Origin of the sequence: Paenibacillus sp. Mc5Re-14 (assembly GCF_001049835.1) — a bacterium.
Lineage (GTDB): Bacteria > Bacillota > Bacilli > Paenibacillales > Paenibacillaceae > Paenibacillus > Paenibacillus polymyxa_C.
Genome location: NZ_CVPD01000001.1, coordinates 2,382,501 through 2,406,741 on the forward strand (window position 1 = coordinate 2,382,501; position 24,241 = coordinate 2,406,741).

Genomic DNA, 24,241 nt, shown 5'->3' on the forward strand with positions numbered 1-24,241 from the left:
AGATAGAAAATCTTTTGTGAATATTGTTGCTTCCCCTAAGTACTTCCGCTCTGTTGCCGAGGAGGGTGATCTGGCGAGCACTACCGAAGATGCCATACGCGGCCAGCATTTGGGTAACCTCCCTGTGCGTGTGATAGCCCGAGGCATTCAGCAAGATTTGACTCAGTTTGGTATTAGCAAGCGTGGAAATGATCAGATCGAACAAAGCTGGCAAATTGGGCAACGCGAGATGCTCAATATCTCTACCAATAGTAAATTTATTGTTGCCAAGAAGAGCGAGCATATGATTATTCATGATCAACCAGAGCTTGTCATTCAAGTCATCCGTGAGCTCATCTCCAATATCCATTATTCTCGGTCAACCGTTGCTAAAACAAACACTGATCATTAGAGGCACTACTCTCTGCATGTTGAGGATTTCATAAAATAAAAAAGACGCCCGGGTCCCTCCTATATAAAGGAACCCGGGCGTCTTTGCTGCTCACTACTATTCTCGTTGTTTGATCTTAGGACAAAATAGGCTTGTTTTTAGATGAGGCTTCTGCAATTTTACCAAGTATTTGTCTCAGTACTTTAGCATTTTCCCCGACAAAACCGGAATCAAGCAGCACATCATGCGTTCCGATGACTTCGTATTCTTTGTATTGGCCAAGTGTTGCCTGTTGCCATAACAATTTATCTAATGATGTATCCGGTCCAATACTATCATCCTCTGCAATCAGAGCATGGATATTTGCATGAACTTCACCTGCGTTAATAAGTTCATCGCGGTAGGTGGAGTAAACTAGCATTTTTTCCATGACTCGCTCCCTGTCCGCTGGATCTGCGAGGAATGCTTTGTACTGCTCTCTAATGCTGTCCAGCACTGTCTCGACAATCTCCTCAAGCTCCTCTGGTGTCGATTCATCCTTGGACATCTTTCTCATAGCATCTACCATAATAATGTCGCCAACATGGTACCCTCGCATTTCCATGGCTTTAGCTACCTCGAAGGCCAGATTTCCTCCAAGTGAGTATCCCAGGAATACATATGGACCCTCTGCTTGAATATCCACGATGGCATCGATATATCGATCCAGCATATCTTGACCCTGGTAACGATCGCCGATAAATTCCATCCCGTACACCTCGCAAAGTCCTTCCAGCTCCTTGGCCATCTCATAGTACCCCAGAGAGTGGCCTACCCGAGGAGGGAAGCAAAACACTTTAAGCGCTCCTTTTCCTGGGAAGCGGATAATTTCCATTTCTTGTTCATCCGCAGCAGTTGTTGCCTGTAGCTTGAAAATTTCATGTGCCATCTCTTCCACAGTCGGCAGATTAAACACGGCTTGAAGTGGGAGATGAACACCCATACCGGACGAGATCCTTTGGATCAAGCCCAATACTTTCAGGGAATGGCCGCCAAGTTCGAAGAATTGATCCCTGATCCCGATTTCCTGTACGCCGAGCACCTCGGACCAAATCTTAGCAAGCTCTACTTCTGTCTGCGTACGCGGCGCGATATACTCGGCTGTGCTCCGCAGAAGGGTTTCCGGTGCTGGTAGCGCTTTGCGATCCAATTTGCCATTCGGATTCAGTGGCATTTGTCCCAGCTGTATGAAAGCAGACGGAATCATGTAGCTTGGCAGCTCGCTGGCCAGTGCCTCGCGTAGGACGCCCGCTGCGAGCCCTTCCTCGGCCACAAAGTATGCGCAAAGCTGAGTACTTCCGCTGGAGTCAGCCAGTGCTAGAACAACTGCCTCCTGCACCGACGGCACCTTCAGGATTTGTGCTTCCACTTCTCCCAGCTCAATGCGGTAACCGCGGATTTTTACCTGGTGATCGATCCGTCCCAAATACTCAATATTCCCGTCTGGCAACCACCGGGCCAAATCGCCTGTTCGGTAAATCCGTTCTCCTGGCTTGTATGGATGAGGAATGAACTTCTCTGCCGTCAGGTCCGGCTGGTTGAAGTACCCTCTCGCTACCCCTTCACCTGCAATGCAGAGTTCCCCCGGCACACCTACTGGTGATAACTGAGCAGCGCTATCCATCATCCATACTTGGACGTTAGCGTACGGTTTGCCGATAGGCACATGCGTTAGAGCAGCAGTCTCAGGACTCGTTGTATATCGAATCGCATATACGGCCGCTTCCGTAGGACCGTAGATGTTTTCCAGTACTGCATAAGGCGATACTTTATAGTACTCTTCCACAAGCTTGGCAGGCAGCGTCTCGCCGCAGGCAAACAGATATTTCAGAGTAAGGAATCCTTGGGTACTGCTTTCTTTCAAATATTGAACGAGCACGCTGAGCATCGAAGGTACCAAATTAAGATGCGTGATTCGGTTCGTATCCACAGCCTCCAGCAGTGCCACCGGGTCTTTGTCCACGCCCTGCGGCAGGATCACAAGCGTCCCCTGTCCAAAGAACCAGCAGAACAGCTCTGGCACGGAGAAGTCAAAGGTGAATGTCGTTTTGAGCAGGAATCGATCACCTGCCAACATCGGATATTCAGCTTCCAACTGGCTCAGTGTATGGACGGCGGAGCGATGCTCAATCATTACACCTTTCGGCTTGCCGGTTGAACCCGACGTGTAAATGATATACGCCAGATGCTCTGGCCCTGCAATTGGCTCCAGATTGGAGTCATCCGCATGATACGCCTGCGGATCATCCAGTGCCAGGATCGTGCCAGTGAATGGGAAACGATCTGTGAGATGGCTCTTCGTCAGCAGCAGCTTCGCTCCCGAATCCTCCAGCATGTGGCGAATACGATCCTCAGGGAATTCCGGATCAATCGGAACATAAGCGCCGCCCGCTTTTAGAATGGCATGGATGCCTATGATCATCTCAAGCGAACGCTCGACCATGATGCCGACTGGCTGATCTGGTCTGACCCCTTGCGCACGCAGCGTACGTGCGAGGCGGTTGGCCTGCTGATGAAGTTCTCCGTAGGTAAGCTCCGTTTCGCCGAAAATAAGTGCTGTATGATCCGGTGTGAGCGCAGCTTTTTCCTCAAATATACCGTGAAGGGTCTTCTCACGCGGATAAGGAGCTGCTGTGTCTCCCCATACCTCTATAATTTGTGATTTCTCTTCTGGCGTAATCAGCTCCAGCTCATCAATACGGATAGCAGGTTGTACAGATACGCTTGTCAGAATTTTCGTCAAGTGTCCTTGAATCCGTTCCACGCTCTCCCGGTCATAGACACGAGCATTATAACGATACAAGAACTCTAGACTACGTCCCGGCAGCACAATGAGGTTAAAGTCATAATTCGTCTGTTCAAACATTTGAACATCCATAATTTTGTATTCAGCCTCATCATTGGCAATTTTCTCTTCCAGGTGCTCTTCTACCGGGTAATTTTCAAATACCATAATATGGGAAATTAAATCTTGCTTTTGCTCACTCTGTGCTTGAATCTCATAGAGCGGATAGGAATCATAAGCATGTCCTGCCAAATATAATTCCTGCTGTCTCTTCATTACATGCGAGAACGATTCGCTTCCCTCGGCCTGAACCCGAACTGGAACTGTATTAATGAAGAGACCGATCATGCTTTCGATACCCGGAATCTCGGCAGGTCTGCCTGATACCACACTTCCGAAGACGACATCCTGGCTTCTATTATAGCGTTGCAACACGATTCCCCAGGCTGCTTGCATCAGTGTGTTCATCGTCACCTGGTGCTGCTTGGCCACTTGTTCCAGGCGCTCGGTCAATTCCGCATCCAACGTGAATACCAGCTTCTCTGACAAATAGGCTTCTGCTTTGGCCGATGGCTGTGTAATAGCATGTGGCAGCTTCGTCTGCTGCTCGTAGCCTTCCAGATATCCTCTCCAGTAAGAGGATGCCTCTTCCTCGCCTTGTTTCTCCAACCATTGAATGTACTGGCTGTACGATGCTGCTGCAGGAAGCTTAGGTTCCTTTTGCTCACGTAGAGCTCCGTATGTTTCAAACACTTCCTGAAGTACAAGCGGCATACACCAGCCATCCAAAATGATGTGATGAGAGCTCCACAACAGATGGTAATGCTCTTTTGCAGTACGTAGAATAGCAACACGCAGCAAGGCTTCGTTCGCAAGATCAAAGCCTCTTGCTTTGTCTTGGGCAATGTAAGCTACAAGACGCGCTTCTATTTCACTGGATTCCAGCTCATGCAAATCCTCGTATACGAAATCGCATGCTCTTTCTTTGAACACAATCTGTATGGGGAAATCGCCCCATCCGGCATGGAAATTCGTTCTCAATATGGCATGCCGTTTCATCAGATGCTGTAAGCTGCGTTTGAAATCCTCAGGATAGAACACTCCCTGAATTTCAAATGTGGCCTGCTCAAAGTAGACCTCTGAATGAGGCTCCAGCAAGCTGTGGAACAACATTCCCTTTTGCATTGGTGTCAGTTTATACATATTTTCAATGCTACCGATGTGCCGTGTCTGCTCTTCCAGCTCCTCGATTTCCTCCAAGCTGATATCTTTGAGGAGTACATCGCTTGGTGTAAGTTCGGTTCTTTCCTTGCGCACACAGTGCCCAATAACTTCACTGAGACGCTCCTTCAGGATACCGACAAACTTCTCTACCGAATCTGCATGGAACTGCTGATGGTTATAGCTGACCGAAAGCTGAAGCTGTCCTTCGGTAATCAGCCCATTGATGTTCAATGCCTGATGCTGCACCATCTGCTCACTGACCTCAGATCCTGCCGAGTAAGGTGATACCTCCATCGTTCCCTCTGCAAGATCCTGGTCAAACTGCCCCAGGTAGTTGAAGATAATCTCCGGTTCTGCCGAGAAGGAGGAGCCAACCGATACGTCGCTCAAATATTTCAAAATACCATATCCTACACCTTTGTTCGGGATACGACGCAGATCTTCCTTAATACGCTTGATTCTGGCGCCGATCTCCATTTCGCCTCCCATCTCAAGGGCGACAGGATACTGACTTGTAAACCAGCCTATCGTGCGAGTGATATCCAATTCTGGTACTACAGGCTCCCGTCCATGTCCTTCCAGCAGGATGCCTACACGTTCGATCCCTGTCCACTCTTGAACTGCCATACCGAGGGCCGTCAAGAGCAGATCGTTAACTTCCGTATTGTAAGTGCGATTCGCCTCTTTCAAGAACTGCTCTGTCTCTTCTGCCGACCATGTTACCGTAACAGCCTCGCTGTCTTTTATAAGAAGAGCGCCGTCCACCTTGTCTTTTGGAAGAAGGGCAAATCCCTCTCCTTCCACCTCAGCCCAAAAGCTGCGTTCTTGTTCAGCCGCCGGGCTGTTGGCGTATTGCGTGATTCCATCAACCCATGCACGGTACGAATCCGTCTTCTGTGGAAGTTTGACCGCTTCTCCACGTGCTGCCTGCTCGTAGCCTTCCTGTAGGTCCTCAAAGAGAATACGCCAGGATACGCCATCCACAGCCAAGTGATGAATAACGATCAACAAATGTTCGCCTTCCGTACAGCGGAACAGACCTAGTCTAAAGAGAGGTCCATCCTCCAGAGAGATGCTGCGCTGAATGGCTTCTGCACCTGCTTCTATTGCCAAAGCCGGATCTTTTTCATCCCGCAAATCGTGGATTTGGAGGCTATACAGCTCACCTTCGCCCAAGCTACGGTTCCAGGCTTCTACTCCGTGCTCTCCTTGGCGGAACACCAGTCGCAGCGCATCATGGTGCTCTGCAATTTTTTGAATAACCTTGGCGAGCGCATCGGTATTAAAGCCTTCACGTCGGTACAGCATAACCGACTGATTAAAGTGATGAAGATCCGTTGACTGCTCTTCGAAAAATCTGCGCTGGGCAGGTCCCAGTTTTACCGTTCCGTGTACCTCGCGCTGATCTGCAATTCGGCTGACTGCGCTAACGCGCTGAGCCAGTTCCGCAATTGTTGGATAGCTGAACAAATTCTTCATTTCCAGTTTGTAGCCTGCGTGGAGAAGTCTTGATGAAACCTGAATCGATTTGATCGAGTCGCCTCCAAGTTCAAAGAAATTATCATGTATGCCAACAAGCGGCACGCCGAGCACACCTTGCCAAATCGAAGCCAAAATGTTCTCCACATCCGTCCGCGGAGCAGCAAAGGCAGTTCCTGCCTTCACACCCACGTTTGGTTCAGGCAGTGCCTTGCGATCCAGCTTGCCATTCGGTGTCAAAGGCATTACGTCCATTTGGACAAAGTAAGACGGAATCATATATGCAGGCAGTTCAGCAGACAGTTCATTTCTCAGCTCGCTGACAGACATTTCCCGATCCGCTACAAAGTAAGCACATAGAGACTTCTGTCCATTGGCATCTGCCCACGCAACAACGAGAGCTTCCTCGACAAGTGGTATTTCCAGCAACTTGGCCTCAATCTCACCAAGCTCAATACGATAGCCCCGGATTTTGACTTGATGGTCAATACGCCCAATGTACTCAATGTCTCCATTAGGAAGGCGACGAGCTAAATCTCCGGTCCGATACATATTTCCTTCCGCGGCAAACGGATTCCTAATGAATTTTTCGGCGGTAAGATCTGGACGGTTCAGGTATCCACGGGCTACTCCGTCCCCGGCGATGTACATTTCGCCCTCCACACCTAACGGTACGAGACGAAGCTGTTCATCCAAGATATGAATGTATATGTTATCGGACGGCAATCCAATCGGTACGGATTCCCGTGTATCCTTCGCAGGATCGTACAGGTGAATCATGCAGCCGACGACGGTTTCGGTTGGACCGTATTCATTGTAAATCTTGATGTTGCCGCCAAAGAGGTCGGTAATCGTTTTTGACAAATGCGTGGTCAGATTCTCTCCACCCACAATGAGCTGCTGAATGCGACTTTCCGCTGGAATGGTCATGTCTTTTATGAGACTGAGATGTGTCGGCGTCAGCTTGAGAATATCGACCGCATTTTCGCGCATAATATGCTGAACAACCTCCGCTTTATCTATACCATCATAAATCCGCACTATTCCTCCGTTTATTAACGGAGTAAACATTGATGTCATCGTCAAGTCAAACGAAATGGATGAATACAGCGGGAAGTCCGTTGGTTGCCCTGCACAATAGACTTTATTGGCCCACCAGATGTAGTTCACGATTCCTTTATGGTTAATCATGGTTCCCTTCGGATTTCCTGTTGTACCCGAAGTATAGATTAAATACACCAAATCGTTTCCTCTCACAGGAATATTAGGATTATTCACTCCAGTTCCGTAGATGTGCGGAGAATCCAATTCCATAACCATTCCCTCAAAGGAAGCTAGCTTCGTCAGGTGGCTCTGTGTGAGCAGAATCTCAGCGCCAGAGTCCTTCAGAATATACTGTATCCGCTCCTGCGGATATTCAGGATCAATCGGTACATAGGCTCCGCCCGCTTTGAGCACGCCCATAATGGCAACCAGCAGTTCCACTGATCGATCCGCCAATAGACCCACTACTTGTTCGCTCCGCAGTCCTTGGGCTATCAAGGTCGAAGCCAGTCTGTTTGCCCGCTCGTTCAGCTCCCGATACGTGATCTGGATGTCACCGCTTATTGCCGCGATCTTATCCGGCGTACGGGCAACCTGTTCTTCAAACAAGGTGTGCAGACCCTGATCACTTGGATAGACATGAGCCTTGCCACCCCAGTCGAGCAGGTTCGTCCGTTCCTCTGTTGTTACAATCTCCAGCTCCTGTATCGTTGCTTGCGGACGAGTAGCTACCTGATCGAGCATTTGCAACAAATGTCCTCCGATTCGCGCAATGCTTTCTTGCTCGTAGACCGAAGCATTGTAGCGAATGCAGACCTTAATGTCCTCGCCTGGAATGACAACCAGGTTAAAGTCATAGTTGGTTTGCTCAAACATGGCGAAGTTGGCGACTTCGAGATTGTCCTCTGTGTGGTTACCCGACTGTTCTACCTGTTCGTCGAGCGGATAATTCTCAAAGATCATAATATGAGAAATCAGGTCTTGCTTTTGAGTTGTTTTCCCCTGAATCTCATACAGCGGATAAGTGTCGTAGGCACGACCAGCCAACGAATGTGCCTGTGTACGTTTCATCACCTCGACGAAGGCCTCGTCTTTGGATGACTGTACACGGATAGGTACTGTGTTAATAAACAGACCCACCATATTCTCGATCCCTGCAATCTCAGCAGGTCTACCCGATACAACACCGCCGAAAACTACATCCGAGCTGGCATTGTAACGCTGGAGAATCAGTCCCCAGGCTGTCTGCATGAGTGTGTTGACCGTCACATGATTGCGCTTCGCGACAACGTCCATTTTGCGGGTCAAGGCTGTACCCAAATGGAGAACATGCTCATTCAGAACGTAGCCCTCTTCTTTAGCTTGAGATTTCGTTTTAGCTTCTGGCAATACCGTATTGCCGTCATAGTCTTCGAGATATTGACTCCAATATGTTGAAGCCTCTTGATCGTCCTGTGCATCAAGCCATTCAATATAACGGCTGTAGGGCTGAGCCGGCAGCAGTACAGGCTGTACTTGCTGACGCAGGGCAGAATAATAATCGAACAGCTCCTGTGTAATAATCGGGATGCACCAGCCGTCCATGACAATATGATGGAAGCTCCACAATACAAGGTGGCTTTGTTCTTTTTGCAAGACACTCACTCGCATCAGCGGATCTTCTGACAAGCTGAATCCCTTAGCCATATCTTCAGTAGTGTAAGCCTGAATCTGGGCTTCTTGCTCCTCCAACGTAGCGGCACGCAAATCTACGTAGTTCAGAGGGATAGGCCGTTGCTTAAAGACAACTTGCAGCGGTACATCAGTAATATTGTTGTAAAAACCGGTACGCAGTATGGCATGTCGTTGCGCCAAAGCCTGGAAGCTCTCGAAGAAGGTATCTACATCGAAGCTGCCACGTAGCTCAAACGTTGCCTGCTCAAAGTAGGAAGAGGAGTCCGGCTCCAGCAAGCTGTGGAAGAGCATGCCCTTCTGCATTGCCGTTAGCTTGTACACATCCTCAATCTCTCCAATATGGGCCGTCTGGGCTGTGAGTCGATCAAGCTGCTCCAGGGTCAGACCTTGGAACAGAACATCACTTGGAGTAAGCTGTACACGCTCCTGAGCCACACAATGCCGGATAACCTCGCTAAGGCTTGACTGTAATAATTCAGCAAAATGGCTTACCGTCTCCTTACGGTACTGCCTATTGCTATACGTAATCGTCAGTGATAGCTGTCCTTCGGCAACCATGCCATTCACATCCAGAGCATATTGCTGTGGTGTGTGATCGCTGAGCGCCTTACCGACTGAATGTGTAGACAAGCTAAGAGCATTCCCCTCCAAATCCTGGTCAAACTGTCCAAGGTAGTTGAAGGAAACTTCTGGTTCTACGCTGAATCGAGTGTCTTTTTCCGGTGCCATATATTTCAGCAGACCGTAGCCGATACCTTTGTGCGGAACCTCACGCAAATTCTCCTTGATGCGCTTGATCCGGGTAGATACTTTCTGCCCATCTTGCAGGTTCAGCAGAACAGGGTACTGAGTTGTGAACCAGCCCACGGTACGGGTAATATCCAGATCTGGTATGATCATTTCCCGGCCATGCCCTTCAAGGTTAACCAGAACCTGCTCCATGCCTGTCCAACGCTGAATAGCTGCTCCCAGAGCAGTCAAGAGCAAATCATTCGTCTCCGTATGATAAGCCCGGTTTGCTTGTCGCAACAGCAGGTCGGTTTCTTCAGTAGACCAAGTTACCGTAACCGACTCGGTATCCCGAATGGTGCCCGGCTCCTGATCCTGATCCTTTGGCAGTGGAGTCAGAACCGTCTCCTCAATCTGCTGCCAGTATGAACGTTCCTTGTCCAGAGCAGGGCCTGCTGCATACTTCGCCGCTTGCTCGGACCATACAAGATACGAATCAGTCTTTTGCGGAAGAACAATCGCTTGTCCGTTCAACGCCTGCTCGTATCCTGTTGCAATGTCCTCAAACAGGATGCGCCAGGACACGCCGTCAACCAAGAGGTGATGAATGACAATCAACAAATGATCGCCATCCTTACAATGGAACAAGCCTAGCTTGAACAGCGGGCCGTCTTCCAAGTGGAAGCTCGCCTGAATGGCATCGGCCTGGGCTTGAACAGCAGCTACCTCGTCATCTGCCTGCCGCATATCGGCGATGTCCAATGTGTAGAGTTCACCTTCGTCAACTCCCCGATTCCAAGCCGTGTATCCCGCTTCTGTAGGTCGGAAAACCATACGAAGCGCGTCATGATGGATCGCAATTTGGTCTATTGTCAACCGGAGTGCAGCCTCATCAAAGCCGTCTTTCCGATGGAGCATGACAGCATGATTGTAATGATGCGGCTCTGCTGTGTGGCGTTCAAAGAACCAACGCTGAATTGGCATTAACTCCGCTGCACCCTTGATCTCACCTTGCTCTGCTGTGCGTCCGGCTACCTGAAGATACGGGCTTAGCTCGGCAATGGTCGGATATTTGAAGAGATCCTTCATCTCTAATTTATATCCGGACTGGAACAATCTGGAGGATACCTGAATCGCCTTAATAGAGTCACCGCCCAGATCGAAGAAATGATCATGGATACCGATCTGCTGTGCTCCCAGCACACCTTGCCATACGGAAGCCAAAGCTTCCTCAGCTGCGTTCCTCGGCGCTTCATACACCGCTCCAGTCTGCACATTGGCCTCTGGAGCCGGAAGCGCTTTGCGATCCAGCTTGCCATTTGGCGTCAACGGCATCTGTTCCAATTGCATAAAGTAAGATGGAATCATATAAGCCGGCAGTTCAGCAGCCAAGGCTTTTCTCAATTCGCCTACCGTCAGCATCTGATCCGCAGTGAAATAGCCGACCAGCACTTTTTGTCTACTTCCATCCTCTCGGGCAAGCACAACGGCCTCCCTTACAGACGGAGCATGGAGCAGCTTCGCCTCCACTTCGCCCAGCTCAATGCGGTAACCCCGAATTTTAACCTGATGGTCAATCCGCCCGAGATACTCCATGCTGCCATCCGGCAACCAGCGTGCCAAGTCACCTGAGCGGTACATACGCTCGCCCGCTTCAAACGGATGAGCTACAAACTTCTCTTCCGTCAATTCCGGTCTATTTAGGTAGCCACGCGCCAGCCCTTCGCCCGCAACGTAGAGTTCACCCGGAATGCCAATCGGTTGTGGACGGCGTTGTTCATCCAGAATGTACGCACGTAGTGTCGGAATCGGGATACCGATATTACTGCGACCCTGCTCAATTTCCAGTTCTGTAATTTCCTTATAGGTCACATGCACGGTCGTTTCCGTGATGCCATACATGTTGATGAGCTGCACTTGCGGATATTTCGCTCTCCAGTCCTTGAGCAAGGCCGGGCTTAATGCCTCTCCACCAAAGATAATCATGCGGAGGCTCAACTCTGCCGCGCGATGACTAAGTTCTTCCTGTAGCAACTGGTAGAAGTATGTTGGCGTCTGGTTCAACACGGTAACCTTCTGATCCTTAAGCAATTGCAGGAAACGCTCAGGGCTCTTCGCGGTCAACGACGGAACGATGACCAGACGACCTCCGTTCAGCAATGCCCCGTACATTTCCCATACAGAGAAGTCGAAACAGAACGAATGGAACAGCGTCCACGTATCCTGAGAACCGAAGTCAAACATATTTTTATCATTAAAGAGCAAGCGGACTACATTTTTATGCTCGATCAGTGTTCCCTTAGGCTTGCCTGTCGTACCCGATGTGTAGATGACGTAGGCAAGATGATTCGGTCCAGCTGCAGGCTCCAGATTTGAGACATCTTCCTTGTAGGAAGCCGGCTCATCCAGATTGATGACGTCCCCGGTAAAGGAGACACGTGTCTCCAGATGTGCTTGTGTCAGCAGAAGCTTAGCTCCCGAATCCTCAAGCATAAAGCGAACGCGATCCTCTGGATATTCAGGGTCCACAGGGACATAAGCTCCGCCCGCCTTCAAAATGGCTAAAATCCCAACGACCATTTCAAGGGAACGTTCCGCCATGATTCCAACCAGACCATCTGGTTGCAGACCACGCTCGCGCAGTGTTCTGGCAAGTCCGTTGGCCCGCTCATTCAGCTCGCTATAAGACAGGGTTGCCTCTTCACATACGACTGCTATTGCATCCGGATTACGAACAGCCTGTTCCTCGAACAGTGCATGAATCGTTTTGTCACGAGGATAATCTGCTTTGGCTTCGTCCGCATCTTTCATCAACATCGATTTTTCCTGCGGTGTCACGATATCCAGGGATGACAACGACATTCCCGGATTGGCGATAGCTTCCTGAATAAGCTGTACAAAGTGGGCTGCCATCCGCTCAGCGGTCTCCCGCTTGTAGATTGCAGTCGCGTATTCCAGCGTGCAGTTCAATGTCCCATCCGCTTCGCTCACCGTCAGTGTGAGGTCAAACTTGGCAGCAGGATGTACATGATCGTAAGGAGTGAAACGCAATCCCTCGATTTCTTGTTCTCCCTGCTCGATATTTTGCAGAACAAACATGGTATCAAATAGTGGGTTGCGACTCAGGTCACGCTGAAGCTGCAGCTTCTCTACCAGCTCCTCGAACGGATAATCCTGGTTTTCATAGGCCCGCAGGGCTGTTTCCTTCACTTCCTGCAAGTAAGCCTCGAAGGACTTTTCGCCCTCTGGATAAGTACGCAGTGCCACTGTGCCTACGAACATACCGATGAGACCTTCGAGTGTGGCATGGGATCTTCCCGCCACTGGTGAACCGACAATGACATCTTCCTGACCCGTGTACTTATGCAAGAGCGTCGTATAGGCTGCCAGCAGCACCATGAACAGCGTAGAACCTGTTCGGGTAGCCAGCTCCTGAAGTGAAGCGCTCAGAGAAGCATCAATCTGGAAGTCAATCCGATCTCCCGCAAAGCTTCGTACCGCAGGACGAACTTCGTCCACTGGCAAATCCAGCACTGGCAAGCTTCCGCGGAATGCATCCAGCCAGTAAGCTTCCTGGGCTTTGAGACGCTCTCTTCCGAGCTGCTCTTGCTGCCATACCGCATAATCTGCGTACTGGATTTGTAGCGCAGGCAATACGTCCTCTTCTTGGTAGAAACGGAGAAACTCCTCTATGAGAATATTCATAGAAACCCCATCTGAGACAATATGATGCATGTCAAACAATAGTAAATGGCGCTCATGTGCAATACGAATCAGACCCACCCGCAGCAATGGAGCTTCACCAAGATCGAAAGGACGGACAAATTGCTGAAGGGTAGCTTCTGCCTCTGACTCGCTCAACTCCGCATATTCCACCGTAAACGGAACATCCGGTAGGATTTGCTGTACAGGTTCACCGTTAACGGTCACAAAACGGGTGCGCAGTGAACCATGACGACGAATCAGACGACGGAATGCCTGCTCCAGCCGTTCCCGATTCAGGTCTCCCTCAACCGTAAGGATACCTGGCATATTGTAGCTCAGCTCTCCACCTTCCAGCTGACTAAGGATAAACAGCCGTTTTTGGGCTGAGGACAATGGATAGTGCTCGCGTGCTTCGACTGTAGGAATTTCTTCGAAATCCAGCGGTGTATAGCCTTCAATGGCCCGAGCCAATCCTTCAATGGTAGGCGACTCGAACACTTCTCTTAGACTAATCTCGCGATTCATCTCCTTACGAATTCGTGAGACTAGCAAAGCTGCACGCAGTGAATGGCCTCCAAAATGGAAGAAATTATCCTTTACTCCCGCGCTCTCTACACCCAGCACCTCTTGCCAGATTTCGGCTAATTGGATTTCTACAGGTGTCTTTGGAGCCTCAGATGAAGTCACTGCCCATCCACGCTCGCCTTGCAGCGCTTTTCGATCTATTTTTCCGTTCGACGTTAGAGGCATGTCCTCCAGTTGTATGAAGCGAGAAGGGATCATAAATCCAGGCAACATCTCCGACAGAACTGCCCGGAGCTCGGATACCTCAAGCTTCTGAGCAGCTACGAAGTAAGCGACTAGATCCTTGTAGCCATCATCGCCCTCCACAGCCAAGGCCACGACTTCCTGAACGGACGGCACTCTGAGCATGTATGCTTCGACCTCGCCCAGCTCGATCCGATAGCCACGAATTTTGACTTGATGATCTATTCGACCCAAGTACTCGATGGTTCCATTCGGTAACCAGCGAACCAGGTCGCCTGTCCGATACATACGCTCTCCTGGAGCATACGGATTGTCCACAAATTTCTCATCCATTAACTCAGGGCGGTTATGGTACCCCCGTGCTAACCCGATACCCGAAATGCACAGTTCTCCAGCTACGCCGACAGGCAGCAATCTGAAATGGCCATCCAAGATATACACACGATGGTTGGCAATTGGTTGTCCAATGGATACGATTCCTACGGTTTCTTTACTGTTCTGGGCATTCCATATGGTAGTGCATACGGAGTCCTCAGTTGGACCATATGCATTGAAGTATTGTACATGCTTTCTCCACTTTTCGATCAATTCGACCGATGTGGCTGACCCAGCTGTTAGCAGGCATCGCAGTGTCGGCAGACGCTCTGGCTCGAGATGGATAGCGTAGGCTGGTGGCAAAGTCGCTACCGTAATCCCCTTATCGTTCATGAACTGCTCGAACAGAGCATGATCCAAAATCTCTTGTGTAGAAGGAATACACAGAGTAGCTCCGTGGCTCAATGTCGTTAAAATTTCCGAAACCGATGCATCGAACGACAGGCTTGCAAACTGAACAATCCGATCCTGCGGTGTAACTTCGAAGAGTCCGCGGTATACGTCCGACAGATTTTGTAGTCCCCGGTGTTCCACTAATACGCCCTTAGGCTGACCTGTCGTGCCTGAGGTATAGATCACGTAAGCCAAATCATCAGGGTCGGCCGTATCCTTCAAATTCGAAGTGTCGGCATCATAGGTCGACGGTTCATCCAGCAACAGGACATTCCCCGTCCAGCCTCTATGCTCCAGCAGATGAGCTTGTGCAAGAATCATCTTCGTCCCCGAATCCTCAAGCATGTAGTTGATCCGCTCTTTCGGATACTCTGGATCAATAGGAACGTAGGCGCCCCCGGCTTTCATAATGCCGTACATCCCAACGATCATATCCGTTGACCGTTCAACAATCAGCCCCACCAGGTCTCCCGTCTTGATTCCTTCAGCGCGCAGTCTTCTCGCCAATCCATTGGCTTTTGCGTTCAGCTCGGCGTAGGTCAGTACCTCGTTCTCAAATACAATGGCCGTGGCGTCCGGCGTTCGACCTGCCTGCTCCTCCAACAGCCCGTGAAACGTAGTACGGTGTTTGGAACTGGCCCCCGTGTCTCCCCATACGTTCAGAATCTGCTCTCTCTCCTGTGGTGTAACCAATTCCAGAGCATCCACGGAAATTGCAGGATTCTCCACAATTTGTTCCATCAGGTGGAACAAGTGGCCCTTGATTTGTTCGATCGTGGCTGGATCATAGACGAGCGCATTGTATTGGAACAACAATCTCATCTCTTTGCCCGGTAGAACAATTAAGTTAAAATCGTAATTCGTTTGTTCAAGAAGCTCCGCTTCCTCAATCTCAAAGGCAGCCTCGCCACCTCCCAGACGTTCTACTTCCTCTTCCACAGGATAGTTCTCAAATACCATAATATGAGAGATGAGATCCTGCTTTTGGTCCGTCTGAGCCTGGATTTCAAACAACGGGTAGGTATCGTACATATGAGAAGCCATATACTGCTCCTGCTGTTGCTTCATCAGAACTGTGAAGGGGAGATTTTCTTCCGTCTTCACACGAACTGGAATGGTATTAATGAACAGACCGATCATCCGGTCAATACCTGGGATTTCAGCTGGTCTGCCTGATACCACACTTCCGTATACAACATCCCGACTACCGTTATAGCGTTGAAGCGCAACGCCCCAGATAGACTGCAGCAATATATTCATCGTAACATGAGCATCTCTGGCCACCTTTTCCAGGCGTTCAGTCAATTCCCTGCTGACAGGATAATTCAGCTTCTCTGCTACATAACCTTCTCCTTTAGCTGCTCCATCGACTTGAGGTAAAAGCGTCTGTTGTTCGTAACTGGCCAGATATCGGCTCCAATAGTCGGCCGCAGCTGCTTCATCCTGCTGTTCCAGCCATTCAATATACCGGCTATACGGCTGAACCTCTGCCAGCTGAGGTTCTCTTCCTTCCAGGAGGGCAAAATAGTGTTCAAACACCTCCTGTGTAATTAATGGAACACACCACCCATCCATGACGATGTGGTGAAAGCTCCACAAGAGACGGAAGCTCTCTTCATCTGTGTGCAGAATCGATACACGTAGAAGCTCATCTTCAGCCAGGTTGAAGCCCTGCGCTTTATCCTTAGCCGCAAATGTCTTCAGGTAAGCTTCACGCTGCGATGCATCCATCTCACGCACGTCTTCATACACCAATTTGGCGCCTCTATGCCGGAATACAACCTGTAAAGGCTCACCGCCCCATCCGCTGTAGAAGTTCGTACGCAGGATAGCATGGCGCTCCACCACTGCATCCAGACTGTGTCCGAAAGCGGTCGGATCAAAGCTACCCTTAAAGTCAAAGGCGGCCTGTTCAAAATAAGCCCCTGTATGCGGCTCGAACATATCATGAAACAGCATGCCCTTCTGCATCGGCGTCAGACTGTATACATTCTCAATATCGCCTATGTGATTGGTCTGCTTAGAAAGCTCCTCCAGATCAGCAATACTCAGTCCCTTGGCAAGCACGTCACTTGGCGTCAATACAGTTCTTTCCTGGGTTACACAATGCTGAAGCAGCAGCCGTAGGCTTTCTTCGATATATCCAGCGAGCTGTTTCATTGTGGATGACTTATACTGTTTTCCGTTATAACTCATCGTCAGAGTCAAGGCTCCGTCTGTCACCATACCATTGATATCTAGCGTATAGGCTGACTCTCCCAGCAAGCTTTGCGCGCTTCCGGTTGGATAAGGAGAAACCTGCAACGAGCTTCCTTGCAAATCCTGATCAAACTGCCCCAGATAGTTAAAAGAAATCTCAGGCTGCAAGTTGAAACTGTCTGCGTCCTCCTGACTGGCCATCGTTTTGAGCAACCCATACCCGATACCTTTATTCGGAATACGGCGTAGCCCCTCTTTCACAGACTTGATCAAGGCTGACAATTCAGTATTATTTCCCAAGTCTAAAATGACTGGGTACTGACTTGTAAACCAGCCGACAGTACGGGTAATATCGATATTCGGCACAATCGGTTCACGACCATGCCCTTCAAGATTCACAGCAATCTTGCCAATGCCAGACCACTTGGATACCGCCATGCCCAGAGCGGCCAATAGCAGATCGTTCGTCTCCGTTTGGTAAGCACGATGGGCTTTTCTCAACAGTTGATCGGTTTCTTCCACAGTCCACTCTGCTGTCACCATTTCGCTATCCTTCAGTAAAAGGCTTTCCACAGCCTCATCCTTCGGCAACTGCTCGAGCGGTTGATCCCCCAGTTCTCTCCAATACGCCCGATGAATCTCGATTTCTGGGCTTTCCGAATAACGGGCAAGGGCATCTCCCCAGTCACGGAAGGAATCCGTCTTCTGCGGGAATGTCAGTGCTTGTCCTTGAATCACCTGCTCATAGCCTGCTGCGATATCCTCAAACAAAATCCGCCAGGATACTCCGTCCACCACCAAATGGTGGATCACAATCAGCAGGTGGTCGCCATCCTGACAATGGAAAAGCCCTAACTTCATCAGCGGACCTTCTGCCAGATTGATGCTGCGCTGGATGTCGTCCGACAGCGTTGTAATGGCTGCAACTGGATTGGATTCGTTCCGTAAATCAGCAGTGAACAGACTATACAGCTCTCCTTCTTCAAGATCACGGTTCCAAGCCTCGTAGCCATGCTCGGTCTGACGGAAAACCATACGAAGGGCGTCATGGTGCTCGGCCAATTTTCTCAGCACATGATGCAAAGCCTTTTCCTCAAATCCCTGTTCACGATACAGCATGACCGCTTGATTAAAGTGATGAGGCTCTGCCTGATTCCGCCCAAAGAACCACTGCTGGACTGGAGTCAAGCGAGCCGCTCCACGCACAACTCCCTGTTCAGCCATATGCACAGCCGTTTGTATTTCTGCACCTAGCTCGGCAATGGTTGGGGATTTGAACAGTTGCTTCATCTCTAACCGATAGCCAGCCTGCAGTAACCGTGACGACACCTGAATGGCCTTGATGGAATCTCCGCCCAATTCAAAGAAATTGTCATGGATACCCACCTGTTCAGCACCCAGCACCCCTTGCCAGACAGACGCCAAAGCTTCTTCAGCCGGTGTACGAGGAGCTGTATACTTCCGTCCTGTATGCGCACCTACTTGCGGAGCTGGCAGAGACCTGCGGTCTACTTTTCCGTTTGATGTTAATGGCATACGATCCATCTGGATAAAGTAGGATGGCATCATATAGCCCGGAAGTACCTGCGATAGGGCAAGGCGTACTTCGCCTGCCGTGAGCGCACGGTCCGCCACATAATAAGCGCAAAGCTGCTTCTCTCCAAGCTCATCTGCACGAACGACGACTACGGCTTCAACTACTGACTCCACCTTGGCTAATTGAGCCTCGATTTCGGGGAGTTCGATACGGTAACCGCGTATTTTGACCTGCTCATCAATTCTTCCCTTAAACTCCAGGTTCCCATCTGGAAGCCAGCGAACCAAATCACCAGTTCGGTAGCAGCGTTCCCCTTCCTTAACAGGACTAGGGACAAATTTTTCTGCTGTGAGGTCAGGACGATTGAGATATCCGCGAGCTACACCTTCACCGCCGACAATCAGCTCGCCCCAAGCACCAATGGGCTGTAATTGCAGCGATTCATTGACTACATAAGCGGTCGAGTTACTAATCGGGCGACCAATCGGCACGCCCCCTTCAACACGACCCGGAATCTTGTAGGTGGTGGAGAAGGTCGTATTCTCTGTCGGACCATAGCCATTGATAGGGACAAGATCAGGATTAGCCTCGATGACACGGTTTATATGAGATATGGACAGTACGTCACCACCTACCAGCAATGCTTTCAGTCCTCTGAACAGGTATTCATCCTGCAGTGAAAGCTGATTAAAAAGCGGTGAAGTAAGCCACATGGTTGTAATCCCGTACTTGGCAATAGCTGCTTTGAGCCGATCGGCAATCAGGATGTCATCGTTCTCCACAAAATAAAGCTGTCCGCCGTTAAGCAATGCCCCCCATATCTCAAAGGTCGAGGCATCGAAGGCCACGGCTCCTGTCTGCAAAATTCGCGTGGATTCGTTTAGTTCCACATAATTGGTTTCTTTGACCAGACGGACCACGTTCCGGTGTTCAACCATAACGCCCTTCGGTCTACCTGTCGTACCCGATGTATAGATAACATAAGCGAGTCCCTCTGGTCCCTGAACTACCTCCTCAGCTTGGACAGGCTCAGACGCATAAGCCTCTGCACTGCTGAGGTCAACAATCGGTAGACCGTAGTCTACATTTATAAGCTCGCCCTTTTGTACCAGTAGTAGCTTGGCATCGGAATCTTCGAGCATATAACGAACCCGATCTTCCGGGTAATCAGGATCGATCGGCACATAGGCCCCACCAGCCTGAAGCACTGCGAGCATACCAACCACCATCTCGATACTCCGTCCGCCCATAATAGCCACTGGTTGCTCCCTTAGTGTCCCCAAACGACGCAGTGTTTGGGCCAATCGGCGTGCCTTATCTTCCAATTCAAGGTACGTTAATCGGACATCGCCGAATACCAGTGCCGTCTGCTCCGGCGTACGCTTGACTTGTTCAGCGAACAACTCATGAATAGTCTTATCCCTTGGATAAGGAGTAGCTGTCGCGTTGAATACTTCAATGATCTGTACTTTCTCCTCTGGTGTGATCATCTCAATCTCGGCCAGTTGCAACTGAGGATTAGCCGCGACTGCATGCAGAACCCGAAGCAAGTGCGTTGCCAATCGCTCTACAGTTTCCCGCCGATACAAAGCCGTACTATACTCAAGGCCAAAGGCTAGTTCAGCACCCTTCTCCTCTACATTAAGGGACAAATCAAACTTGGCTGTGACGGTGTCCATTGGGTAAGGAGTAAAGTGCACTCCATCCATGTCCTGCTCTTCTTGCTCCGTATTTTGTAATACCAACAGGGTGTCAAAGATCGGATTGCGGCTCACATCACGTCCTACGCCCAGTTTTTCGACCAATTTTTCAAAAGGGTAATCCTGATGCTCGAACGCCTTGAGTGCTGTTTCCTTGACTTCCAGAAGATAATCCTGAAAGGTTTTCTCTCCTGCCGGGTAACTGCGCAAGGCCAGTGTATTGACAAACATCCCAATGATGCCCTCAAGCTCCGCCCGTGGTCTGCCGGCTACTGGAGATCCTACGACGATGTCCTTCTGCCCCGTATATTTGTGCAGCAGCACCGAATAAGCCGCCAGCAATACCATATACAGTGTAGTACCTGTACGGGATGCAAGCTCTTGTATCGCCTTATTGCCAGACTCGTCCAATGTAAAATCAATTCGGCTTCCCTCGAAACTCCGAACCGAAGGGCGCTGGAAGTCGGTAGGCAACTCCAATACCGGCAACTCTCCTTCAAAGGCTTGCAGCCAATACGCTTCAAGGTCTTGCCACTCTCTCTCAGACTGTTCCCGTTGCCATACCGCATAATCCTTATATTGAATATGCAGTTCTGGTAGGTGTTCTCCTTGATACAATTGCGTGAGTTCCTCCACCAGTATTTGAATGGAAACACCATCTGAAATGATATGATGCATATCAAACAGCAACAGATGACGCTCCTCCTGCAGCTTCACTAAGCCAACACGCAATAATGGAGCCTGACTCAGATCAAAGGCACGGGTAAAGCTGTGAATGAGCGTATCCGTTTCCTCCACCGACGCCTCTGTGTAGTCCAACGCAAACGGAACATTCTTATGCACACGTTGAACAAGCTCTCCATCCTGCATATAAAAGCCGGTTCTCAGCGATTCATGACGCTGGATCAGTGCTTTGAACGCAGACTCCAGCCGCACGCGATCCAACGGTCCGTCCACGGTGAAGGCCCCCGGCATATTGTAGCTGAGCTCTCCCCCGTCCATCTGTCTCAGCACGTATAACCGCTTTTGCGCTGAGGACACTGGGTATGCTTCGCTTTTCTCAGCCTGTGGAATAGACTCGTACACGGTTGGAATGCGTTCTTTCACCAGTCGCGCCAGAGATTCAACCGTAGGCGACTGGAATACTTCACGCAGCGAAATGCTGCATCCCAGCTCTTTGCGAATCCGCGTAACGAGCAATGTCGCCCGCAAAGAGTGACCACCGATCTCAAAGAAATTATCGCGGACGCCCACGCGGGCAACTCCCAGGATATCCTGCCAGATGAGCACCAGCTGTGCTTCCACTGCAGTTCTTGGAGCCAGATAATCCTCGCCGGATTGTACGCTACCCTCAGGAGCCGGCAACGCACGGCGATCCAGCTTGCCGTTAGGTGTAAGCGGCATTTGCTCCAGCCGGACAAAATAAGTGGGAATCATGTAAGCTGGTAATTCCGTTGCCAGCTGAGACCGCAATTCCCCTGGCGAAAGATCGCTGGAGGCTACATAGTAGGCGCACAGCAATTTTTGTCCCTGTTCGTCGTCCCGCGCGAGGACAATCGTTTCCCGTACGTTCGGAGCCTTGAGAATTTGGGCTTCGACCTCGCCCAGCTCAATCCGGTAGCCGCGAATTTTAACCTGATGGTCGATCCGGCCCAAATATTCAATATTGCCGTCAGGCAACCAGCGAGCCAGGTCCCCGGTTCGATACAAGCGTTCACCCACCCGATACGGATGTTCTACAAATTTTTCAGCCGTCAAATCTGGTCGGTTCAAATACCCACGGGCCAGACCGTCCCCGGCGATGTATAGCTCCCCTGGAACTCCGACAGGCTGCAGGCGTCTGTGTTCATCAAAAATATAAGCGCTAAGCGTTGGAATGGTTCTACCAATATTGCTTTTGCCCGCTTCGATCTCATGTTCAGTGATTTCCTTGTAAGTGACATGGACCGTCGTTTCCGTGATTCCGTACATATTAATCAGTTGCACACCAGGATACTTTACCCGCCAGTTTTTCAGAAGAGACGGACTCAAGGCCTCTCCGCCAAAAATAATTTTTCTAAGACTAAGCTCTGTGGATGAGTGTGCTAACTCTTCTTGTATCACCTGATAAAAATAGGTCGGCGTTTGATTCAAAATAGTAACTTGATTGTCTTTCAACAGCTCCAGGAAAGCTGCCGGGCTCTTGGCTGTAAGGGCTGGGACAATTACCAGTTTTCCTCCGTAAAGAAGAGCTCCATACATCTCCCATACAGAGAAATCAAAGCAGAACGAATGGAATAGCGTCCATGTATCCTGGGAACTGAAATCAAATAAATTGTTATCATTAAAGAGCAGACGAACTACATTTTTATGCTCGATCAGCGTTCCCTTTGGCTTGCCAGTTGTACCCGATGTGTAGATAACATAGGCCAAATGACTTGGTCCCGAAATGCTCTCCAGATTGGAAGCATCTCCTGTATACGTTGCGGCTTCGTCCAAACTCACAAGCTTCCCGTCAAACGTGGTACTCTCCCATAGATGGCTTTGGGTGAGCAATAAGCGGACTCCTGAATCCTCTAGCATGTAACGAATACGTTCTTCAGGATAGTCAGGATCAATTGGCACATAGGCCCCTCCTGCCTTCAAAACCGCCAACATGCCGATGACCATCTCTAGGGAACGATCAGCCATAATCCCCACGAGTACATCTGCACCCACGCCTTCAGTGCGTAAATATCTCGCAAGCTGATTAGCCTGCTCGTTTAGAGCTAGGTATGTAATACTCTGCTCGCCCATCTGAACAGCTACGTGGTCCGGCGTGCGCTCGGCTTGTTCCTCGAATAAGCCATGAATCGTTTTCTCACGCGGGTAATCCACTACATCACCTTCTGAAAGAGCCAGAATGGATTGCTCTTCTGCTTCTCCCAATAGGTTTACCTCTGCGATGGAAAGCTGCGGTGTATGAATGATCTGCTCGGCGATCGTAAGCAGCTGGGACACCATGTCCGTTACTTCACTGCGCTCAAACAGCTTCGTCCGATAATCGACATCCAGTACCAGCTCGCCTTCATCCAAGATCTCCACGATATGAAGCACAAAATCATTCACTTCATCGCCGCAAAAATCATAATCCGTCAAAATGCGCACGTCATCCAAATCGACCCAGTTGATAAGGCGGTATTCCATGGAAACACCAAAAAGCCGCTGAATATCCTTGTTGCCGTGCATTTCTCTAAGATCCTGAATTAACTGATTGTACGGATATTTCTGATGCCGCAAGACTGACATTTGATCCCTAGCTACGTCCTGCAGGAAGCTCAACACCTCTACATCCTTGTCAACATATGTTCTGGCTGCGGCCGTGCTGACAAACATACCGATCTTTTGCTTCTCTTTCTTGTTCCCCCGGTTAGCGAACGAGGTGCCGATCACCACATCCGGCTGATTCGTCACTTTGTGTATGTAGATATACATCGCACCCATGAAGAATTGGAACAGAGAAATCCTGTTTTGCTGGCAAAATGCCTGTAGCTCACGATATAGCGCCTCTGGCACAGTAAAATGCTCCCGAACAGCTTGGGTACTTAGCGATAACGGATTATATGATTTCCAACCTGTCAGTTCAGGCAAATCAGAAAATTTGTCCAGCCAGTACGCTTTATCCTTCTGGTATCTATCAGAAAGCTCATAGGCGTTCTCATCTGCAATATATTCAATATAAGAGCAATCATCGCTCAGCTTAGGTTCATTTCCTTGAATTAAATCCATATAAAAGGCTACCAGTTGATTGCCATAGACCACCATAGAAATCCCGTCAGAAATGATATGGTGCATTTTGATATTAATCCAATATTCTTCCTCACTAATCTTTACAATTAAAAACTGGAAGAGTTCAGAGTCCAATAATGGCAAAGGTTTGCTTTTGTGCTGCTCAAGCAAGGCTTCGACCTCGGAAATGCTTTCGATGTGGGTAAGATCCAGACACTCCAACTGTCTCTCTTCATAAGGAACGACATACTGCTTAGGTACTCCATCCACTGAGGTAATACGAATGCGGAACGCATCATACTGTTTGATAATCAAATTGATAGACTGCATGAAGGCAGCGATATGAATATGACCCTTCATCTTGGCTGTACCAGATAGCTGTGACACAGATGTATCCGGATAGAGTAATTCGGTATACCATATACGCTTTTGCGCATTCGTTAAATCATATAACTGCATGTCATTCATCTCAT

General features: G+C 49.6%; 2 protein-coding genes (1 of these 2 running past the window's edge). One reads left to right on the plus strand and one right to left on the minus strand.

Annotation, left to right across the window (positions count from 1 at the left end; all coding sequences use genetic code 11):
* A protein-coding gene (locus BN1546_RS10900) for an alpha/beta hydrolase (protein ID WP_058710658.1) crosses the window boundary here: on the plus strand, positions 1 to 391 show its end. It extends 644 nt beyond the left edge of the window; 391 of the gene's 1,035 nt are visible here — the last part of the coding sequence; its start codon lies off the left edge, out of view; it ends in the stop codon at positions 389 to 391.
* Positions 392 to 506: 115 nt separating this feature from the next.
* Here BN1546_RS10900 and BN1546_RS10905 read toward each other — a convergent pair whose 3' ends face one another.
* Positions 507 to 24,236, minus strand: a complete 23,730-nt coding sequence (locus BN1546_RS10905) for a non-ribosomal peptide synthetase (protein WP_090739145.1) — start codon at positions 24,234 to 24,236, stop codon at positions 507 to 509.
* Positions 24,237 to 24,241: the final 5 nt, after the last annotated feature.

What these genes read in the sequence shown, in the direction of transcription:
- BN1546_RS10905 (WP_090739145.1), bottom strand. Translation starts at nt 24,236, where the DNA reads ATGAATGACATGCAGTTATATGATTTAACGAATGCGCAAAAGCGTATA.